Raw genomic sequence first — 19,039 nt, forward strand, 5'->3', positions numbered from 1 at the left:
CCTTGAATTTCGGAAAAATCTGCCAAGCCTAAGATTTGCCTAGGTTTTTCGTATATTTCCGATTGACGTAAACGTTTCGCTTTCGTACTATCGGCTGCAAATTCCAGTCCTGTGGAAGCCGAGACGTTCATGAGATTTATCTTTAGTGCGTTGTTGGTCCTCATGCTCGCCGCGTGCGCGAGCCAGGGGCCAACGACGAGTAGCAATACCGCCACGCCGAATCCTGCCACCCAGCAAGCCGTAGCCGACGCCCTTCGCAGTACAGCCTCTGCCAAAGAAACGATCAATGTCGATCAAGGTTCTGTCGATCAGTTGACGAGCCCCGATGCCGATCTATGGGCACGGATTCGCCGTGGTTTTCAGATGCCCGACCTGCAAAGCGACCTCGTCGACATGCAGGCCAACTGGTACGCCCAGCGCCCGGAATACGTTCAACGTATGACCGAGCGGTCGCAAAAATACCTGTATCACATCGTCGAGGAACTCGAAGAGCGGCACATGCCGACTGAGCTCGCGTTGCTGCCGTTCATCGAATCCGCCTACAACCCGCAGGCGTTGTCGGTGGCGAAGGCGGCCGGCATGTGGCAGTTCGTGCCGGACACCGGCCGTACCTACAACCTCAAGCAGAACATGTGGCAGGACGAGCGTCGCGACGTGCTCGCCTCCACCAGTGCCGCGCTCGACTATCTCTCGCGTCTGCACGACATGTTCGGCGACTGGCAGCTTGCGCTGGCGGCGTACAACTGGGGTGAGGGCAACGTGCAGCGCGCCATCGCGCGCAACGAAGCGGCGGGCTTGCCGACGGACTATCAGGACCTGCGCATGCCGAACGAGACGCGTAACTACGTCCCGAAGCTGCAGGCGGTCAAGAACATCGTGATGAACCCGCAAGCCTACGGCCTGACGCTGCCGTCCATTCCGAACCATCCGTATTTCGTGACGGTGACCACCGCGCACGATATGGACGTCGACGTGGCGGCCAAGCTCGCCAACATGACGCCCGACGAGTTCCGCTCGCTGAACCCCTCGTTCAAGAAGCCGGTCATCCTCGGCGCGACACAGCCGCAGATTCTGCTGCCGTTCGATAATGCGAGCGCTTTCGAACACAATCTGAAGGCCTTCACCGGTAACCTGTCGTCGTGGACGACCTACACGGTGACCGAGCGCGCCGCGCCGGCGGCGATTGCGCAGAAGATCGGCGTCGACGCGGACACGCTGATGGAAGTCAACAAGATTCCCGTCGGCATGCGTCTGAAGCCGGGTTCGACGATCGTCGTGCCGCGCAGCGACGACAACGACGACGAAGACATTAGCGCTGACGTCGCCGAAAGCGCCGTCCTCGCGATGGAACCGGACGTCCCCGACACGCGCAAAATGCTGATTCGCGTGCGTCGCAAGCAGACCATGGCGGCGCTGGCCGTTCGCTACGGCGTGTCGATCGGGCAATTGAAGGCGTGGAACCGCACGCGCCGCGACCAGGTGAACCCGGGCCAGGTGATCGTGCTGCATGTGCCGGTGGGCAAGGCCATGCCGAGCGAACCGGGACCGGAACGGATCGCGACCAGCGTGCAGGGCGGTGGCGTCGAACGGATCGGGACCCAGATCACAGACACGAAGAGCGATTCGCGCTACGATAAGAAATCAGGTCGTGGCCGCACCGCCGTCGTAAAGGTGTCGGACCCGGCGGGCAAGGCCAGCAAATCGTCAGCGTCGAGCGCCGCACCCAAGGGCAAGACGTCGAAAGCGGCCGCGCCGGCCACGTCCAGCAAGGCGTCGAAGGCTGCGGCAGTAAGCCGCCCGAAGACTGCGGCCAAGGCGAAGAAGGGAAACTAAAGCAAAGCGGCTCCCACGGAAGTGGCCACATGCGTTGCGGGGGCAGCGCATGAATTGCGCTCCGATCACTTCTCGTTTTTCAGCGCCGTCACCTGTGGTGACGGCGTTTTCGTTTGAGGGGTCTTTGCGCCCACTTCCCGCGTTTTCCTTTATCGTTCCTGCTTCCGTCTGACCTGAATCTGCTTGCTACCTATGTCGTCCACCCAGTTTCGCGTGTTCCTGCTGTTTTCCGCGGGTTACTTCGTCTCCTATGTGTTTCGTGGCGTCAATCTGGGTTTTGCGCCTCTGATCACCCATGATCTGGGACTCTCCGCCGCCGATCTGGGTCTGCTGACGAGTCTCTATTTCCTCGGCTTTGCGGGCGCGCAGTTGCCGGCGGGCGTGCTGCTCGACCACTTCGGCTCGCGTCGTGTGACGGCCGGCACGCTGCTGTTCGCGGCCGCCGGGATCTGGGTGTTCGGGGCGGCGCATAGCATCGGCATGATGATGCTCGGGCGGCTGCTGATCGGCGTGGGCGTGTCGGTTTGTCTGGGCGCAGCGTTCAAGGCGCTGGCGCAGCACTTCGAAGCGGCCCGGCTGCCGCTGATGAACGGGCTCGTGATGGCGGTCGGCGGTCTGGGCGGCGTGGCCGTGGGGTCGCCGCTGACCTGGGTCCTGACTTTCGCGAGCTGGCGGGCCGTGTGCGGCGCGCTGGGCGTGCTGACGATCGTGGTCGCGCTAGCCCTGTGGACCCTCGCGCCGGAGACCCGCGACGGCCATCGTCAGGCGAGCCTCGGCACGCAGTTCAAGGGCACGTGGCATATCCTCAAAAGCCCGGCGTTCTGGAAGATTGCGTCATTCTCGGTGGTCACGCAGGGCGTCTTTTACGCCATGCAATCGCTGTGGGTCGGCGCCTGGATGCGCGATGTGATGGGCCTCGCGCCCCGCGAGGCCGCGGCTCAGGTATCGATTCTCGGCTTTGCGATGATGGCCGGTTGTGTCGGTTTCGGGGCCGCGGCGCGCGGCCTGGAGAAGCGCGGCATCTCGCTCTACACCTTTTGCGGCATCGGCATGGCGCTCTTCGTCGTCACCCAGTTGCTGATCATGTTCGGTGCGCCCTTGCCGACAGGCCTGTTGTGGGCCGCGTACGGCATCTTCGGCGGCACGGGCATCCTCAGCTACGCGGTGTTGGCGCGGCATTTCCCGGCGCATCTGATCGGCCGGGGCAACACCACCCTCACGCTGATTATCTTTCTGCTGATTTTCGGCTTCCAGATTGGCGTCGGCGGGGTGCTGTCGCTGTGGCCGGCGGCGGCCGGCCACTATCCGGCCGCCGCGCACCTCACCGCGTGGGGCATTCTGGTCGCGTTGCAGATTGCCAGCGCGATCTGGTACGTCTTGCCAAGCGGCGTGCTGGCCAAACCCGCCCATCTGCAGACCGGGCAGCATTCGTGATGCGCGGCGTGTCAGGCCGCGATTCAGGCCCCGATTCAGCCCCGTTTGACCTGCCCACCACGGTATCCCGATTCCGCTCCTTCGATCCCAACCAGGCGGGCTGGGAGCCAAGCCCCACAAGGCGCCGAGGCGTCGTGAGGAACCTCGCACCCTGTCGCGGTGCCATCTCGGATTTGGAGGGAAGGGCAGTTTCGGGCTATAATTCCAAGGTTTGAGCTTATCAACCCGCACCCTAGCGCCTACCTCTCCCACACCGTTCATCCGCCGCGCGCCGCCAACGCACCGCACCCAGCCGATCAGTCCACACAATGGATCCATCGCGCCCTTGCGACGTTTGCCGCGGTACGCGAGCGAGCCTGCGCGCGCATCCAAAGATGCGCCTCGCTGCGGCTCGCACGGCTCGGATAGACAGGTCGGCATCAGGGTGTTCCCCCAAGGAGTCTCCCGTGTTGCCGTCTTTTTCTCCCGCTCTGCTCGCGCTCGCCGACGGCACGGTCTTTCGTGGCTACTCGATCGGCGCCCCCGGCCATACGATTGGCGAAGTCGTTTTCAACACCGCTATCACCGGTTATCAGGAAATCCTGACTGACCCGAGCTACGCGCGTCAGATCGTGACCCTCACGTATCCGCACATCGGCAACGTCGGCGTGAACGCCGAAGATGTGGAAGCCTCGAAAGTCCATGCCGCCGGCCTCATCATCCGCGATCTGCCGGTTCTCGCCTCGAACTTCCGCATGGAGCGCACGCTCTCGCAATACCTGCAGGACGAAGGCGTGGTCGCCATCGCCGGCCTCGACACCCGCATGCTGACGCGCGTGCTGCGCGACAAGGGCGCGCAAAACGGCGCGATCCTGGCGGGCTCGGACGACGAAGCCAAGGCCATCGAACTCGCACGCTCGTTCCCGGGCCTCGCCGGTATGGATCTGGCGAAGGTCGTGTCGACGAAGGAATCGTTCGAATGGACGCAGACCGAATGGCGTCTGGGCGAAGGCTACGGCACGCAGAACGCGCCGAAGTACCGCGTGGTCGCGTTCGACTACGGCGTCAAGTACAACATCCTGCGCATGCTGGCCGAGCGCGGCTGCCACGTCACCGTACTGCCGGCGCAAGCCACCGCGGCTGACGCATTGGCGCTCAACCCGGACGGCGTGTTCCTGTCGAACGGCCCCGGCGACCCGGAACCGTGCGACTACGCGATCGCGGCCACGAAGGAGTTGATCGAGCGCGGCGTGCCGACCTTCGGCATCTGCCTTGGCCATCAGATCATGGGCCTCGCGGTTGGCGCGAAGACCATGAAGATGAAGACCGGCCACCACGGCGCGAACCATCCGGTGAAAGATCTGGACGACGGCCGTGTCGTGATCACGTCGCAGAACCACGGCTTCGCAGTCGACGCGGCCACGTTGCCCGCCAACGCGCGCGCCACGCACGTGTCGTTGTTCGACGGCACGCTGCAAGGCTTCGCGCTGACCGACAAGCCGGCCTTCTGCTTCCAGGGTCACCCGGAAGCATCGCCGGGCCCGCACGACATTGCGTATCTGTTCGATCGCTTCACCGGCTTGATGGACCAGAAAAAGGCCGGCACGACGGCAGCCGCAGCGGCGGCTTAAGGCGTCAGCTTGTGTGGTCACCCAGGACGGTGTCCACCTAAGTCGCCCACGCCAGGTGGAGCCCCGGAGAATGCAACGCCGGGCCGCTCCCCAGGCGAACAGAACAGAGCGCGCCGCCGCAGCAGCAGTGGGAGGCCGGGCAGTAACACCGGCCCCGGCCGCCGCAGCGAAGCGCGCCAACGGAAAGAATTCAGGAATACATTAGCGAGAGCGTTATGCCCAAGCGGACAGACATCAAGAGCATCCTCATCATCGGCGCGGGTCCGATCATCATCGGCCAGGCGTGCGAGTTCGACTACTCGGGCGCACAGGCTTGCAAGGCGCTGCGTGAGGAAGGCTACAAGGTCATTCTCGTCAACAGCAATCCGGCGACGATCATGACCGACCCGAACACGGCCGACGTGACCTACATCGAGCCGATCACGTGGGAAGTGGTCGAACGCATCATCGCCAAGGAGCGCCCCGACGCGATCCTGCCGACGATGGGCGGCCAGACCGCGCTGAATTGCGCGCTGGATCTCCACGCGCACGGCGTGCTGGAGAAGTACAAGGTCGAGCTGATCGGCGCGTCGCCGGAAGCCATCGACAAGGCGGAAGACCGCCAGAAGTTCAAGGACGCGATGACCAGGATCGGTCTCGGTTCGGCCAAGTCGGGCACCGCCCATTCGATGGAAGAAGCGCTGCAGGTGCAGGCGCAGATCGCGACGGAAACCGGCAGCGGCGGCTATCCGGTGGTGATCCGTCCGTCGTTCACGCTGGGCGGTTCGGGCGGCGGCATCGCGTATAACCGCGACGAATTCGAAGAGATCTGCAAGCGCGGTCTGGACCTGTCGCCTACGCGCGAACTGCTGATCGAAGAATCGCTGCTCGGCTGGAAAGAGTACGAGATGGAAGTGGTCCGCGACAAGAAGGACAACTGCATCATCGTCTGCTCGATCGAAAACCTGGACCCGATGGGCATCCACACCGGCGACTCGATCACCGTCGCGCCGGCGCAGACGCTCACCGACAAGGAATACCAGATCCTGCGTAACGCCTCGCTCGCGGTGCTGCGCGAGATCGGCGTGGATACGGGCGGCTCGAACGTGCAGTTCTCGATCAACCCGGTCGATGGCCGGATGATCGTGATCGAAATGAACCCGCGTGTGTCGCGTTCGTCGGCATTGGCTTCGAAGGCAACCGGCTTCCCGATCGCCAAGGTCGCGGCGAAGCTCGCCTGCGGCTACACGCTCGATGAACTGAAGAACGAAATCACCGGCGGCCAGACCCCGGCTTCGTTCGAACCGACCATCGACTACGTCGTCACCAAGATTCCGCGTTTCGCGTTCGAGAAGTTCCGCGAAGCCGATCCGCGTCTGACCACGCAGATGAAGTCGGTGGGTGAAGTGATGGCGATTGGCCGCACCTTTCAGGAGTCGTTCCAGAAGGCGCTGCGCGGTCTCGAAGTCGGCGTCGACGGTCTCGATGAAAAGACCGCGAGCCGCGACGAGATCATCCGCGAGATCGGCGAGGCCGGTCCGGACCGGATCTGGTACGTGGGCGATGCGTTCCGTATCGGCATGAGCGCTGCGGAAATCTTCGAAGAGACCTCGATCGACCCGTGGTTCCTCGCGCAGATCGAACAGATCGTGCTGAAGGAAAAGGCGCTGGCTGGCCGCACGCTTGCGAGCCTGTCGAAGGAAGAACTGAAGTATCTGAAGCAAAGCGGTTTCTCGGATCGCCGTCTGGCGAAGCTGCTCGGTGCGAAGCCGGCTGCCGTGCGCGCCCGCCGTATCGAACTGAACGTGCGCCCGGTCTACAAGCGCGTCGACACCTGCGCGGCCGAGTTCGCCACCAAGACGGCGTACATGTACTCGACCTACGAGGAAGAGTGCGAAGCGAACCCCACCAACAACAAGAAGATCATGGTGCTGGGCGGCGGCCCGAACCGGATCGGCCAGGGCATCGAGTTCGACTACTGCTGCGTGCACGCCGCGCTCGCCATGCGCGAAGACGGCTACGAAACGATCATGGTCAACTGCAACCCTGAAACCGTGTCGACCGACTACGACACGTCCGATCGTCTGTACTTCGAATCGCTGACGCTCGAAGACGTGCTGGAAATCGTCGACAAGGAAAAGCCGGTCGGCGTGATCGTGCAATACGGCGGCCAAACGCCGCTGAAGCTCGCGCTCGATCTCGAAGCGAACGGTGTACCGATCATCGGCACCTCGCCGGACATGATCGATGCCGCCGAAGACCGCGAGCGTTTCCAGAAGCTGCTGCAGGACCTCGGTCTGCGTCAGCCGCCGAACCGCACGGCACGCGCCGAAGACGAAGCGCTCAGGCTCGCCGAGGAAATCGGCTACCCGCTGGTGGTGCGTCCGTCGTACGTGCTGGGTGGCCGCGCCATGGAAATCGTCCACGAACCGCGCGACCTCGAGCGCTATATGCGCGAGGCCGTGAAGGTGTCGAACGATTCGCCGGTGCTGCTCGACCGCTTCCTGAACGACGCGATCGAATGCGACGTCGATTGCATCTCCGATGGCGAGGCCGTGTTTATCGGCGGCGTGATGGAGCACATCGAACAGGCGGGCGTGCACTCGGGCGACTCGGCTTGCTCGCTGCCGCCGTACTCGCTGTCGAAAGAGACCGTAGCCGAACTGAAGCGCCAGACCGGCGCGATGGCGCGGGCGCTGAACGTGATCGGCCTGATGAACGTGCAGTTCGCGATCCAGCAAGTGCCGCAGGCGGACGGTTCGAAAGAGGACGTGATCTACGTGCTCGAAGTGAACCCGCGCGCCTCTCGCACGGTGCCGTATGTGTCGAAGGCAACCAGCCTGCCGCTCGCGAAGATTGCGGCGCGTGCGATGGTCGGCCAGACGCTGGCGCAGCAGGGCGTGACGAAGGAAATCGACCCGCCGTACTTCAGCGTGAAGGAAGCGGTGTTCCCGTTCGTCAAGTTCCCGGCCGTCGATCCGGTGCTCGGACCTGAAATGCGTTCGACCGGCGAAGTGATGGGTGTCGGCCAGACCTTCGGCGAGGCTCTGTTCAAGTCGCAGCTCGCGGCAGGTTCGCGTCTGCCGGAGTCGGGCACGGTGCTGTTGACCGTGATGGACGCCGACAAGCCGAAGGCCGTCGAAGTGGCCCGCATGCTGCACGAACTGGGTTACCCGATCGTCGCGACCAAGGGTACGGCCGCCGCCATCGAAGCAGCCGGCGTGCCGGTCAAGGTGGTCAACAAGGTGAAGGACGGCCGTCCGCACATTGTCGATATGATCAAGAACGGCGAAATCGCGCTGGTCTTCACGACCGTCGACGAAACCCGTGCTGCGATTGCCGATTCGCGTTCGATCCGCATGAGCGCCCAGGCGAACAAGGTCACGTACTACACGACGATGTCGGGTGCGCGGGCTGCCGTCGAAGGTCTGCGGTATTTGAAGGACCTGGAAGTCTATGATTTACAAGGACTCCACGCTCGCCTAAACTAAGGCTTCGAATACCTGTCCAAGATGTAAGTGCCGCGGTTAAGCGGCGTCCCTCAAGGTACCGGCATGGGCTTTGCCCGGGCTCAGGCGCCAGCGGGGATGCACTTAACCGCGGTGATTTTTTTTACGGCCGTTTTTTGCCACTAGAGCTGTTTATGAGCACTATTCCACTGACAACGCGTGGCGCGAAAAAGCTGCGCGATGAACTGCAGCACCTGAAATCGGTTGAACGTCCGGCGGTCGTCAACTCGATCGCCGAAGCGCGTGCCCAGGGTGATCTCTCGGAAAACGCCGAATACGACGCTGCGAAAGAAAAGCAGGGCTTTATCGAAGGCCGCATTGCGGAAATCGAGTCGAAGCTGGCCGGCGCGCAGATTATCGATCCCGCCGCGGTGGACGCGGACGGCCGCATCGTGTTCGGCGCGACCGTTGAGCTCGAAGACCTCAAATCGGGTGCGTCGGTCAAGTATCAGATCGTCGGCGACGACGAAGCGGACCTCGAGCACGGCCTGATCTCGATCAGCTCGCCGATCTCGCGCGCCTTGATCGGCAAGTCGGAAGGCGACGTGGCCTCGGTGCAGGCACCGGGTGGCGTGCGCGAGTACGAAATCATTGCCGTCAGCTACGTCTGAAGGACGCACCGGTGTCTACCTCGCTGTCCTCCGTGCCGCATAGGGTGTTCCGGCTGTTGACCGTGGTTTGGGTCGGCAGTCTGCTCACCATCGGTTATGCGGTTGCGCCCGTGCTGTTTACCGCGCTTGACCGCATCTCGGCCGGCGCGGTCGCCGCGCAGTTGTTTCGCATCGAAGGCGTACTGGGCGTGGTTTGCGGGGTCTTGTTGCTCGGCTTGGCCAATGTGCTGATCCGCCGCGGCCACGACACCTATCGCCGCCTGCGCTGGCTGATTGCCGGAATGCTGGTGTGCGTGCTGCTTGGTTACTTTGCGCTGCAGCCGTTCATGAATGCAATTCGCATGGCTGCGCTCGAGGCCGGCACGGATGTCGCCCATTCGCCTGATGCGATGCGCTTCGGCATATTGCACGGCGTGTCGAGCCTGTTTTATCTGATCGAGAGCCTGCTGGCTATCGCTCTGGTGTGGAAGCTGCCCACCGCGGCGAGTGCAACTTTGGCTGGGCAAGAAGGCGCGCGAGACGCGGCAGGCAAGGGCATCGTCGGCTAAGGGGCCAGGAGGCGGGGCTAAGAAGCGGGACTAAGAAGCGGGGACTAAGAGACTTTCCCGGCTGGCAGGTGACCACGCGTATCAGGCGTCAAAGCACTATGGATCTTTTTCTGCCGCCTCGCGGCTCGCCACGCAGACTTCAGCGGCGAGCTCAAACGTGCTGAATACGCTAAACGCCAACGCACACAAGGCGCTGGCCGTCGCACTTCAGCGCTGCGGGCAGCGCCGCCCGCAGTTGCAACACAGATTACTTCACCGACTGATGCGGACGCTTGGCGCTGGCCTGGCGCTTCTTGGCGCGCTTGATATTGCCGCCCGCCGTGACGCGTTCGTTGCCGCGTACCACCACCTTTTTCGGCTTCGGCTTGCGCATCGGGATTTCGGAGGGCTTGACCACCGTTACCACGCGCGGGGCGCGGCCTTTACCCGGCCGGGCGTCGTCAGATGCCGCTTCACGGGCGCTCGGCAGTTCGCCGCGTTTGGCGCGGGTGGCCGGTTTGGCCGCCGCTTCCGGCTTCCAGATCACCAGCAGCTTGCCGATATGCTGGATGGGCGCGGCGTTGAGCGCGTCGCAGATCTGTTCGTAGATCGCCAGACGTTCTTCGCGTTCGTCGCCGAACACGCGGATCTTGATCAACTGGTGCGCGGCCAGGTGGACCTTGATCTCGGCCAGCACGGCATCGGTCAGCCCCTCGGCGCCGATGAGCACCACCGGTTTGAGCGCATGTGCCTGGGAGCGCAACTCGGCGCGTTGATCGGTAGAGACTTTAAGGGCTGGCATGGAAAGTGGGAGACTCGACTAAAATGGCGGCGCCTGCAGTTCCGATCGCTTCGGTCGATCGAGCAGGGCGGCGCGTCAGAACAACAGAGAATCGCGGTTGATGGCCCCGGGGTTCATGACCCATTGGGCGGCAGCCGCGCGAATTAAACGCGTATTATCCGCTAAAAGCGCTGCATTACGCAGCAAGAGTTCAACGTTTAATGGCAAAAAACAAGTTCAACACGTCGTGGCTGCACGATCACATCAACGATCCCTACGTGAAATTGGCGCAGCGGGAGGGCTATCGCGCCCGCGCAGCCTACAAGCTGAAGGAAATCGACGAACAGGACAAGCTGATCCGTCCCGGTCAGGTCATCGTCGACCTGGGCTCGGCGCCCGGTAGCTGGAGCCAGTACGCCCGCAACAAGCTGGCGCAGGGTTCGAAGCGCGACGCGACGCGGGAAGGCGGGATCGACGGCACGATCATCGCGCTCGACCTGCTGCCCATGGAGCCGATTGCCGACGTCATCTTCATTCAGGGCGACTTCCGCGAGGACACCGTTCTGCACCAACTCGAAGATTTGGTCGGAGCGCGTCAGGTCGACCTTGTAATTTCGGATATGGCGCCCAACCTGTCGGGAGTGGCGCTGGCGGATGCCGCGCGGATCGAGCATGTATGCGATCTCGCGCTGGAATTTTCGCAGAATCACCTGAAGCCGGATGGTGCCCTTTTAGTCAAATGCTTTCACGGCAGCGGTTACAGTCAGATTGTCGAAAAGTTCAAGCAGCAGTTTAAGACGGTGGCAGCCCGCAAGCCGAAAGCGTCGCGGGACAAATCGTCCGAAACTTTTATTTTGGGTAAGCATCTGAAACGGCCCGCTTAGGTGGGTTGCCCGGCGGGCGTTCCGCAACCTTTTTGAGTCTCGGATTTGCCGGAAAAGCGGCACTGGGACAGCCTCCGACGCTATTTCTGTGGTAGAGAAACGTTATGGCAGGGGTCTGCGGTCTGGATTAGAATGCTTTAGTGGTGCCGCAAGGCAAATGTAGGCGCCCGTCTATGAGTGAAGGAGTGGTGCTTTGAACAACAATATGTTTTCGAAGGCAGCAGTGTGGCTGGTTATCGCACTGGTGCTGTTTACGGTGTTCAAGCAGTTCGATAAGCCCCGTGTCCAGGAAGGCGTTTCCTATTCGCAGTTCATGGATGACGCAAAGAACGGCAAGGTCAAGAACGTCATCGTTCAGGGGCGTAACCTCACGGTCACTCCAGCAGACGGCCAGAAGTACCAGATCGTGTCGCCCGGCGACATCTGGATGGTCGGCGACCTGATGAAGTATGGCGTTCAGGTGAGCGGCAAGGCCGATGACGAACCGAACGCGCTTGTGTCCGCGCTGTATTACCTCGGACCCACAATCCTGATTATCGGATTCTGGTTCTACATGATGAGACAGATGCAGGGAGGCGGGAAAGGCGGTGCGTTCTCGTTCGGCAAGTCCCGCGCACGTCTGATCGATGAGAACAACAACGCAATCAATTTCACTGACGTCGCCGGTTGCGACGAAGCCAAGGAAGAAGTCTCGGAACTGGTCGACTTCCTGCGCGATCCGCAGAAATTCCAGAAGCTCGGCGGGCGGATACCGCGCGGCGTGCTGCTGGTCGGGCCGCCGGGAACCGGTAAGACGCTGCTCGCACGCGCCATTGCCGGCGAGGCGAAAGTGCCGTTCTTCAGCATTTCGGGTTCGGACTTCGTGGAAATGTTCGTCGGTGTCGGCGCGGCTCGCGTGCGCGACATGTTCGAACAGGCCAAGAAGCATGCACCGTGCATCGTGTTCATTGACGAAATCGACGCGGTCGGTCGCCATCGCGGCGCCGGCATGGGCGGCGGCAACGACGAGCGCGAACAGACGTTGAACCAGATGCTGGTCGAGATGGACGGCTTCGAAGCGAACTCGGGCGTGATCGTGATCGCTGCCACGAACCGTTCGGACGTGCTGGACAAGGCGCTGCTGCGTCCGGGCCGTTTCGACCGCCAGGTGTATGTCGGCCTGCCGGACATCCGCGGTCGTGAGCACATCATGAAGGTTCACCTGCGCAAGGTGCCGATTTCGAACGACGTCGACGCAGCGGTGATCGCACGCGGCACGCCGGGCTTCTCGGGCGCCGATCTGGCGAACCTCGTGAACGAAGCGGCACTGTTCGCGGCGCGTCGCGGCAAGCGCATCGTCGAGATGATCGACTTCGAAGATGCCAAGGACAAGATCTTCATGGGTCCGGAGCGCAAGTCGGCCGTGATCCGCGAAGAATCGAAGCGTGCCACGGCGTACCACGAGTCGGGCCATGCGGTGATCGCCAAGCTGTTGCCGAAGGCCGATCCGGTGCACAAGGTCACCATCATTCCGCGCGGTCGCGCGCTGGGTGTGACGTGGCAGTTGCCGGAGCACGACAACGAAACGTATTCGAAGGACTACCTGCTGGATCGTCTGGCTATTCTGTTCGGTGGCCGGGTGGCGGAAGAGCTGTTCCTGAACCTGATCAGCACCGGCGCTTCGGACGACTTCAACAAGGCAACGGCTACGGCCCGCGCCATGGTGGCCCGTTTCGGCATGACCGATGCGCTCGGACCGATGGTCTACGTCGACGACGAGAACGACGCTACGCCGTTCGGCCGCGGTTTCACGCGGACCATTTCGGAAGCGACGCAGCAGAAGGTCGACGCGGAAATCCGCCGCGTGCTGGACGAGCAGTACAACCTCGCCAAGCGCCTGCTGGACGAGAACCGCGACAAGGTCGAAGCGATGACCGCAGCCCTGATGGAGTGGGAAACGATCGACGCCGATCAGATCAACGACATCATGGCGGGCCGTCCGCCGCGCGCACCGAAGAGCTCGCCGCCGTCGGCGACCGACGCCTCCTCGGGTGGCAGCACGGGTACCGAGGTGAAGCCGGGCAGCGCGACTGCACCGGCCTGATCGAAGCCACGTCCAAAGCACGGGCCGGTGTGATTTCACACCGGCCCGTTTTGCATTCATCCTCATTTGCCTGCCTGTATGGCCCGTTACGTGTCGAACGCCGCATTTTCGTCCTTGCCTACCCCTGAACCGCTGCAATGCGGCCGCTTCACGCTGACCTTCGAACGGCCGTTGGTGATGGGCATTCTGAACGTCACGCCCGACTCCTTCTCCGATGGCGGCAAGTTCGCGATGCGCGGCGATGCGCTGCGCCAGGCCGAGCGGATGATGGTCGATGGCGCGGACATCATCGACATCGGCGGCGAATCGACGCGCCCCGGCGCGCCGCCGGTGCCGCTCGACGAAGAGCTGGAGCGGGTGATCCCGCTCATCGAACAATTGCGTGGCGCCCAGGTGCCGCTCTCCGTCGATACCTACAAGCCCGAGGTCATGCGTCACGCGCTGGCCGCCGGCGCGGACCTGATCAACGATATCTGGGGCTTTCGCCTGCCCGGCGCGATCGACGCCGTGCGCGACAGTCAATGTGGCCTGTGCGTGATGCATATGCTCGGCGAGCCGCAGACCATGCAGGCGGGCGAGCCGGCCTATCAGGACGTGGTGAGCGAAGTGCGGGCGTTTCTGGAAGAGCGGGTGGCGGCGCTCACCCAGGCGGGGGTCGCGAAACGGCGTATCAGCGTCGACCCCGGCTTTGGATTTGGCAAGGCAACGGTTGAACACAACTACGCCTTGCTTGCCCACTTGCCTGAAACTGCACCACGTGGCGAACCGCCGTTTCCGATTCTGGCGGGCATGTCGCGCAAGTCGATGCTGGGCGCGGTCACTGGCCGTGCCGCCCCCGAGCGGCTGGCGGCGAGCATCGCGGCGGCGGTCTGTGCCGCTGAGCGCGGCGCTGCCATACTGCGTGTCCACGATGTCGCGCAAACGGTTGATGCATTAAAAGTTTGGGCAGCCATGCACGACGCAACCCGTCGCGGCTGACCCTTGGAAGAGAGAGGAAAACTACACAATGGCACGTCGCTTTTTTGGTACCGATGGCATTCGGGGTAAAGTCGGCGAAGCGCCGATTACGCCCGACTTCGTATTGCGGCTCGGTTACGCCGCCGGCAAGGTGTTGGCGGGCGGCGACCGCTGGGTCCATAGCGGCCAGCGTCCCACGGTCCTGATCGGCAAGGACACGCGGGTTTCGGGCTACATGCTCGAAGCCGCGCTCGAGTCGGGATTTTCCGCCGCGGGCGTCGACGTCATGCTGGCCGGCCCGATGCCCACGCCGGGCATCGCCTATCTCACGCGCGCATTGCGGCTCGCCGCCGGCGTGGTGATCAGCGCGTCGCACAACGCGTACTACGACAACGGTATCAAGTTCTTTTCGGCGCACGGCGACAAGCTGCCCGACGAAGTCGAACTGAAGATCGAGGAGCAACTCGACCAGCCGCTCGCCTGCGCGGCTTCCGAGCAGCTCGGCAAGGCACGCCGTCTCGACGACGCCGCCGGTCGCTATATCGAGTTCTGCAAGAGCACGTTCCCGGCCGCGTTCGATCTGCGCGGCATGAAGCTGGTGGTCGATTGCGCGCACGGCGCGGCGTACGACATCGCGCCGCACGTGTTCCATGAGCTCGGCGCCGACGTCATCCCCATCGGCGTCGCGCCGAACGGCTTCAACATCAACGACGGCGTGGGCGCTACCGCGCCCGACGCGCTGGTGCGCGCGGTGCGGGCGAATCACGCGGATCTCGGCATTGCGCTCGACGGCGACGCCGACCGCCTGCAGGTGGTCGACTCTGCAGGCCGACTCTACAACGGCGACGAGCTGCTCTATGTGCTGGTCAAGGACCGCATCGAGACCGACGGCAAGGTGGAAGGCGCGGTCGGCACCTTGATGACCAATATGGCGGTGGAAGTGGCGTTGCAGCGTGCCGGCGTGCAGTTCGTGCGCGCGGCGGTCGGCGACCGCTACGTGCTCGAGCAACTGCGCGAGCACGGCTGGCAGCTCGGCGCGGAGGGCTCGGGACACATTCTCTCGCTCGACCGCCATTCGACCGGCGACGGCATTGTCTCGTCGCTGCTGGTGCTGGCCGCGATGAAGCGCAGCGGCAAGACGCTGGCGCAGCTTCTCGAAGGCGTCACGCTGTTCCCGCAAAAGCTGATCAACGTGCGCATGCAGGCGGGCGCCGACTGGAAGGGTAACGACGCGATCCGCCGCGCGATCGGCGCAGCCGAGGCGGCGCTGGACGGCCACGGCCGCGTGCTGATCCGCGCATCCGGCACCGAGCCCGTGCTGCGCGTGATGGTCGAGGCCCAGCGCGTGGATGACGCGGTCCATCATGCCGAGGCGATCGCCTGCGTGGTCAAGCAGGAGACGGCTTGATCAGGACCTCAAGCGGGTGGCGGCCTTCGCCGCGGCGAATTGCCGCGGCGGGGCAGCCTGCCCGCATGCTGTCCTCAGGCGCATCGCCTCTTCGCGCCGCTTCCAGGACGTAAAGCACTTACAAAACGCTTTCTTTTCTCTGGAATCTCTTCCAGAAGCCCTTCAATTGCGAGCAAACGTTCGCGCCGCGTATTTTTCGCCTACTCTCTACAGACATGGCGAAAGCGCCGTCCAGACAGCTTTCATTCAACCTCCCAGCCTTTCACGACAGTAACCCTACTGTCACGCTTCATTCACGGTTAGTCACGTTACTGTCATAAAGAGACCCTATCCTTCGCGGTGTCGTGTAATCCGCTCACACCCGCTCACACCACTGGAGGTCTCATGAAATTGATGCAAACCGCGTTCGCTGGCCTGGCTGGCGCGCTCTTCGCGATCGCAGCGCAAGCCGCCGACATTACCGGCGCGGGCAGCACCTTTGCAGCACCCATCTATACGAAGTGGGCTGACGCTTATCAAAAGTCGGGCGGCGGTAAGGTCAACTATCAAGGTATCGGTTCGTCGGGCGGCATCAAGCAGATCATCGCCAAGACGGTCGATTTCGCAGGTTCGGACGCTCCGCTGAAGGACGACGAGCTGGCCAAGGACGGCCTGTTCCAGTTCCCGACGGTCGTCGGCGGCGTGGTGCCGGTGGTGAACCTGCCGGGCGTGACCCCGGGCCAACTGGTGCTGTCGGGCGAAGTGCTCGGCGACATCTACCTGGGCAAGATCAAGAAGTGGAACGATCCGGCGATCGCTGCACTGAACCCGAAGGCAAAGCTGCCGGATACGGATATCGCTGTGGTGCGCCGTGCTGACGGTTCGGGCACCAGCTTCATCTGGACGAACTACCTGTCTAAGGTCAACGCAGACTGGAAGTCGAAGGTCGGTGAAGGCGCAACGGTCAGCTGGCCGACGGGTACGGGCGGCAAGGGCAACGACGGCGTCGCAGCCTTCGTGCAACGTCTGCCGGGCGCGATCGGTTACGTCGAATGGGCGTACGCGAAGCAAAACAAGATGGTCTACGTCGACCTGAAGAACTCGGCAGGCAACGTGGTCGAGCCGAAGACGGAAACGTTCAAGGCAGCGGCTGCCGGCGCAGACTGGTCGAAGTCGTTCTACCAGATCCTGACGAACGAACCGGGCAAGGACGCATGGCCGGTCGTCGGCGCAACGTTTGTGCTGCTGCACACGACGCAGGACAAGGCACCGCAAGGCGCCGAAACGCTGAAGTTCTTCGACTGGGCGTTCAAGAACGGTACGTCGGCTGCTGACAGCCTCGACTACATCTCGCTGCCGGAATCGGTTGTGACGGAAATCAAGTCGCAATGGAAAGACAAGGTGAAGGACGCTGCAGGCAAGCCGGTCGCCGAGTAAGCGTTAGCACGTAGCAACAAGCCGCCCCGCCTCATGTGAGGCTGGGCGGCTGTAGTACTGGTTGCATGGCGTCGTGTCATGCAGCGTTTGGTCACAGGTGCATAGGTTCCCATGTCCGACATCCCCCTCGTGTCGAGCACGTCCGGCAGCACGGCGCAGCAGAAAGCGCCGAGTCGCGCCGGCGATGTTATTTTCGGCGGTCTCGCGCGACTTGCCGCGATCATCACGCTCCTGCTGCTCGGCGGCATCATCGTCTCGCTGATCGTCGCCTCCTGGCCGTCGATCAAGCAATTCGGTCTGAGCTTCCTGTGGACAGCCGACTGGGATCCACCCAGCCAGAAATTCGGCGCGCTGGTGCCGATCTACGGCACGATCGCGACCTCGATCATTGCTCTCGTTATCGCGGTGCCGGTCAGCTTCGGCATCGCACTGTTCCTCACTGAACTGGCGCCCGCGTGGCTGCGCCGGCCGCTCGGCATTGCCATCGAGCTGCTGGCTGCGATCCCTTCGATCGTCTACGGTATGTGGGGCTTGCTGGTGTTCGCGCCGATCTTCGCGACCTGGTTCGAAAAGCCGCTCGGTACCGTGCTCGGCGGCATTCCGTTCATCGGTGCGTTTTTTCAGGGCCCGCCCATCGGCATCGGCATCCTGTGCGCCGGAGTCATACTTGCCATCATGATCATTCCGTACATCGCCTCGGTGATGCGCGACGTGTTCGAAGTCACGCCGGTCCTGCTGAAGGAATCGGCGTACGGCATCGGCTGCACGACCTGGGAAGTGATGTGGAAGATCGTCCTGCCGTTCACCAAGAGCGGCGTGATCGGCGGCGTCATGCTGGGTCTGGGCCGCGCGCTCGGCGAGACGATGGCGGTGACCTTCGTCATCGGCAACACCAACCTGCTCGATAACGTCTCGCTGTTTTCGCCGGGCAACAGCATTACGTCGGCACTCGCCAACGAATTCGCGGAAGCGGACCCGGGCCTGCACACGTCGGCGCTGATGGAACTCGGCCTGATCCTGTTTGTGATTACCTTCATCGTGCTCGCGATCTCGAAGATCATGCTGCTTCGCCTCGAAAAAGGGGAGGGCGCGAAATGAGCCAGTCCACCTTGAACATTCCCGGTTCGGACGACGCCGCGGTTCTGGAGGCCATGCGCACCAAGCTGCAGGGCCGCCGGCGCGTGAAGAACGCGATTGCGCTGACGCTCTCGCTCGCGGCCATGGCCTTCGGCCTCATCTGGCTCGTGTGGATTCTCTATACGACGCTGCGCCTCGGCATCGGCGGTCTGTCGATCGAGCTGTTCACGCAGTCGACGCCGCCGCCGAACACCGATGGCGGCGGTCTCGCCAACGCCATCGTCGGCAGCCTGATGCTGATCGTGCTGGCGACCTTCGTCGGCACGCCGATCGGCATTCTGGCCGGCGTGTATCTCGCCGAATACGGCCAGAAGGGCTGGCTTGCCAGCGTCACGCGCTTTATCAACGACATTCTGTTGTCGGCGCCGTCGATCGTGGTGGGCCTGTTCGTCTACGCGCTGTTCGTGGCGAAGATGGGGCACTTCAGCGGCTGGGCCGGCGTGTTCGCGCTCGCGCTGCTGCAGATTCCGATTGTGATCCGCACCACCGAAAACATGCTGAAGCTGGTGCCGAACGCCTTGCGTGAAGCCGCTTTCGCACTCGGCACACCGAAGTGGAAGATGGTGATGTCGATCACGCTGAAGGCCTCGGTGGCCGGCATCATCACCGGCGTGCTGCTCGGTGTCGCGCGGATTGCCGGCGAAACGGCGCCGCTGCTGTTCACCGCGATGTCGAACCAGTTCTTCTCGTGGAACATGAATCAGCCGGTCGCAAACCTGCCGGTCACGATCTATCAGTTTGCGATGAGCGCCTTCCCGCAGTGGCAATCGCTTGCCTGGGCCGGCGTGTTCCTGATCACGCTCGGGGTGCTGGGATTGAATATCCTCGCGCGCACGATCTTTTCGAAAAAGTAAGGGCGGAGTAAATCCG

At 62.9% G+C, this 19,039-nt stretch carries 14 protein-coding genes; 13 read left to right on the forward strand and 1 reads right to left on the reverse strand.

What is annotated here, in order from left to right; genetic code table 11:
- Positions 1-129: 129 nt before the first annotated feature.
- The 6 genes from P3T42_RS04725 (at position 130) to P3T42_RS04750 (ending at position 9,524) form a co-directional block, all read left to right on the forward strand.
- Complete coding sequence (locus P3T42_RS04725) at positions 130-1,833, forward strand: transglycosylase SLT domain-containing protein (protein WP_074301706.1); 1,704 nt, start codon at positions 130-132, stop codon at positions 1,831-1,833.
- A 192-nt stretch (positions 1,834-2,025) separates the two neighbouring features.
- Complete coding sequence (locus P3T42_RS04730) at positions 2,026-3,267, forward strand: MFS transporter (RefSeq protein ID WP_074300254.1); 1,242 nt, start codon at positions 2,026-2,028, stop codon at positions 3,265-3,267.
- A gap of 446 nt (positions 3,268-3,713) precedes the next feature.
- A complete protein-coding gene (gene carA / locus P3T42_RS04735; protein WP_074300253.1) occupies positions 3,714-4,877 on the forward strand; it encodes a glutamine-hydrolyzing carbamoyl-phosphate synthase small subunit in 1,164 nt (387 codons plus the stop codon).
- 215 nt (positions 4,878-5,092) lie between these two features.
- Positions 5,093-8,347 (forward strand): carbamoyl-phosphate synthase large subunit, encoded by a 3,255-nt coding sequence (gene carB / locus P3T42_RS04740; protein ID WP_074300252.1) that lies wholly within the window; start codon positions 5,093-5,095, stop codon positions 8,345-8,347.
- A 152-nt stretch (positions 8,348-8,499) separates the two neighbouring features.
- Complete coding sequence (greA, locus tag P3T42_RS04745; protein ID WP_074300251.1) at positions 8,500-8,976, forward strand: transcription elongation factor GreA; 477 nt, start codon at positions 8,500-8,502, stop codon at positions 8,974-8,976.
- Positions 8,977-9,008: 32 nt separating this feature from the next.
- The gene (locus P3T42_RS04750) at positions 9,009-9,524 is read left to right on the forward strand and encodes a DUF4149 domain-containing protein (RefSeq protein WP_074300250.1); all 516 of its coding nucleotides are present in this window, start codon (positions 9,009-9,011) and stop codon (positions 9,522-9,524) included.
- 247 nt (positions 9,525-9,771) lie between these two features.
- Here P3T42_RS04750 and P3T42_RS04755 read toward each other — a convergent pair whose 3' ends face one another.
- Positions 9,772-10,305: a YhbY family RNA-binding protein gene (locus tag P3T42_RS04755; protein WP_429305299.1), complete on the reverse strand. Its 534-nt coding sequence runs from the start codon at positions 10,303-10,305 to the stop codon at positions 9,772-9,774.
- A gap of 200 nt (positions 10,306-10,505) precedes the next feature.
- On the opposite strand from P3T42_RS04755, the gene P3T42_RS04760 reads away from it, so the two are divergent.
- From P3T42_RS04760 to pstA, 7 genes are all read left to right on the forward strand, one after another.
- The gene (locus tag P3T42_RS04760; protein WP_429269310.1) at positions 10,506-11,168 is read left to right on the forward strand and encodes an RlmE family RNA methyltransferase; all 663 of its coding nucleotides are present in this window, start codon (positions 10,506-10,508) and stop codon (positions 11,166-11,168) included.
- A gap of 193 nt (positions 11,169-11,361) precedes the next feature.
- Positions 11,362-13,251, forward strand: a complete 1,890-nt coding sequence (ftsH, locus tag P3T42_RS04765; protein WP_074300247.1) for an ATP-dependent zinc metalloprotease FtsH — start codon at positions 11,362-11,364, stop codon at positions 13,249-13,251.
- Positions 13,252-13,329: 78 nt separating this feature from the next.
- A complete protein-coding gene (gene folP, locus P3T42_RS04770; protein ID WP_429305300.1) occupies positions 13,330-14,229 on the forward strand; it encodes a dihydropteroate synthase in 900 nt (299 codons plus the stop codon).
- Positions 14,230-14,257: 28 nt separating this feature from the next.
- Positions 14,258-15,616 (forward strand): phosphoglucosamine mutase, encoded by a 1,359-nt coding sequence (gene glmM / locus P3T42_RS04775; RefSeq protein WP_429305301.1) that lies wholly within the window; start codon positions 14,258-14,260, stop codon positions 15,614-15,616.
- Between the two features lie 384 nt (positions 15,617-16,000).
- Complete coding sequence (pstS, locus tag P3T42_RS04780) at positions 16,001-17,032, forward strand: phosphate ABC transporter substrate-binding protein PstS (RefSeq protein ID WP_074300244.1); 1,032 nt, start codon at positions 16,001-16,003, stop codon at positions 17,030-17,032.
- Positions 17,033-17,143: 111 nt separating this feature from the next.
- Positions 17,144-18,130 (forward strand): phosphate ABC transporter permease PstC, encoded by a 987-nt coding sequence (gene pstC, locus P3T42_RS04785; RefSeq protein ID WP_429305302.1) that lies wholly within the window; start codon positions 17,144-17,146, stop codon positions 18,128-18,130.
- Complete coding sequence (pstA, locus tag P3T42_RS04790) at positions 18,127-19,023, forward strand: phosphate ABC transporter permease PstA (RefSeq protein WP_074300242.1); 897 nt, start codon at positions 18,127-18,129, stop codon at positions 19,021-19,023. The genes pstC and pstA overlap by 4 nt, the downstream gene beginning before the upstream one ends.
- Positions 19,024-19,039 lie beyond the last annotated feature (16 nt).

The organism is Paraburkholderia sp. GAS38, assembly GCF_050434965.1.
GTDB lineage: Bacteria > Pseudomonadota > Gammaproteobacteria > Burkholderiales > Burkholderiaceae > Paraburkholderia > Paraburkholderia phenazinium_A.

What these genes read in the sequence shown, in the direction of transcription:
- P3T42_RS04725 (WP_074301706.1), top strand. Translation starts at nt 130, where the DNA reads ATGAGATTTATCTTTAGTGCGTTGTTGGTCCTCATGCTCGCCGCGTGC.
- P3T42_RS04730 (WP_074300254.1), top strand. Translation starts at nt 2,026, where the DNA reads ATGTCGTCCACCCAGTTTCGCGTGTTCCTGCTGTTTTCCGCGGGTTAC.
- carB (WP_074300252.1), top strand. Translation starts at nt 5,093, where the DNA reads ATGCCCAAGCGGACAGACATCAAGAGCATCCTCATCATCGGCGCGGGT.
- greA (WP_074300251.1), top strand. Translation starts at nt 8,500, where the DNA reads ATGAGCACTATTCCACTGACAACGCGTGGCGCGAAAAAGCTGCGCGAT.
- P3T42_RS04755 (WP_429305299.1), bottom strand. Translation starts at nt 10,305, where the DNA reads ATGCCAGCCCTTAAAGTCTCTACCGATCAACGCGCCGAGTTGCGCTCC.
- P3T42_RS04760 (WP_429269310.1), top strand. Translation starts at nt 10,506, where the DNA reads ATGGCAAAAAACAAGTTCAACACGTCGTGGCTGCACGATCACATCAAC.
- folP (WP_429305300.1), top strand. Translation starts at nt 13,330, where the DNA reads ATGGCCCGTTACGTGTCGAACGCCGCATTTTCGTCCTTGCCTACCCCT.
- glmM (WP_429305301.1), top strand. Translation starts at nt 14,258, where the DNA reads ATGGCACGTCGCTTTTTTGGTACCGATGGCATTCGGGGTAAAGTCGGC.
- pstS (WP_074300244.1), top strand. Translation starts at nt 16,001, where the DNA reads ATGAAATTGATGCAAACCGCGTTCGCTGGCCTGGCTGGCGCGCTCTTC.
- pstC (WP_429305302.1), top strand. Translation starts at nt 17,144, where the DNA reads ATGTCCGACATCCCCCTCGTGTCGAGCACGTCCGGCAGCACGGCGCAG.
- pstA (WP_074300242.1), top strand. Translation starts at nt 18,127, where the DNA reads ATGAGCCAGTCCACCTTGAACATTCCCGGTTCGGACGACGCCGCGGTT.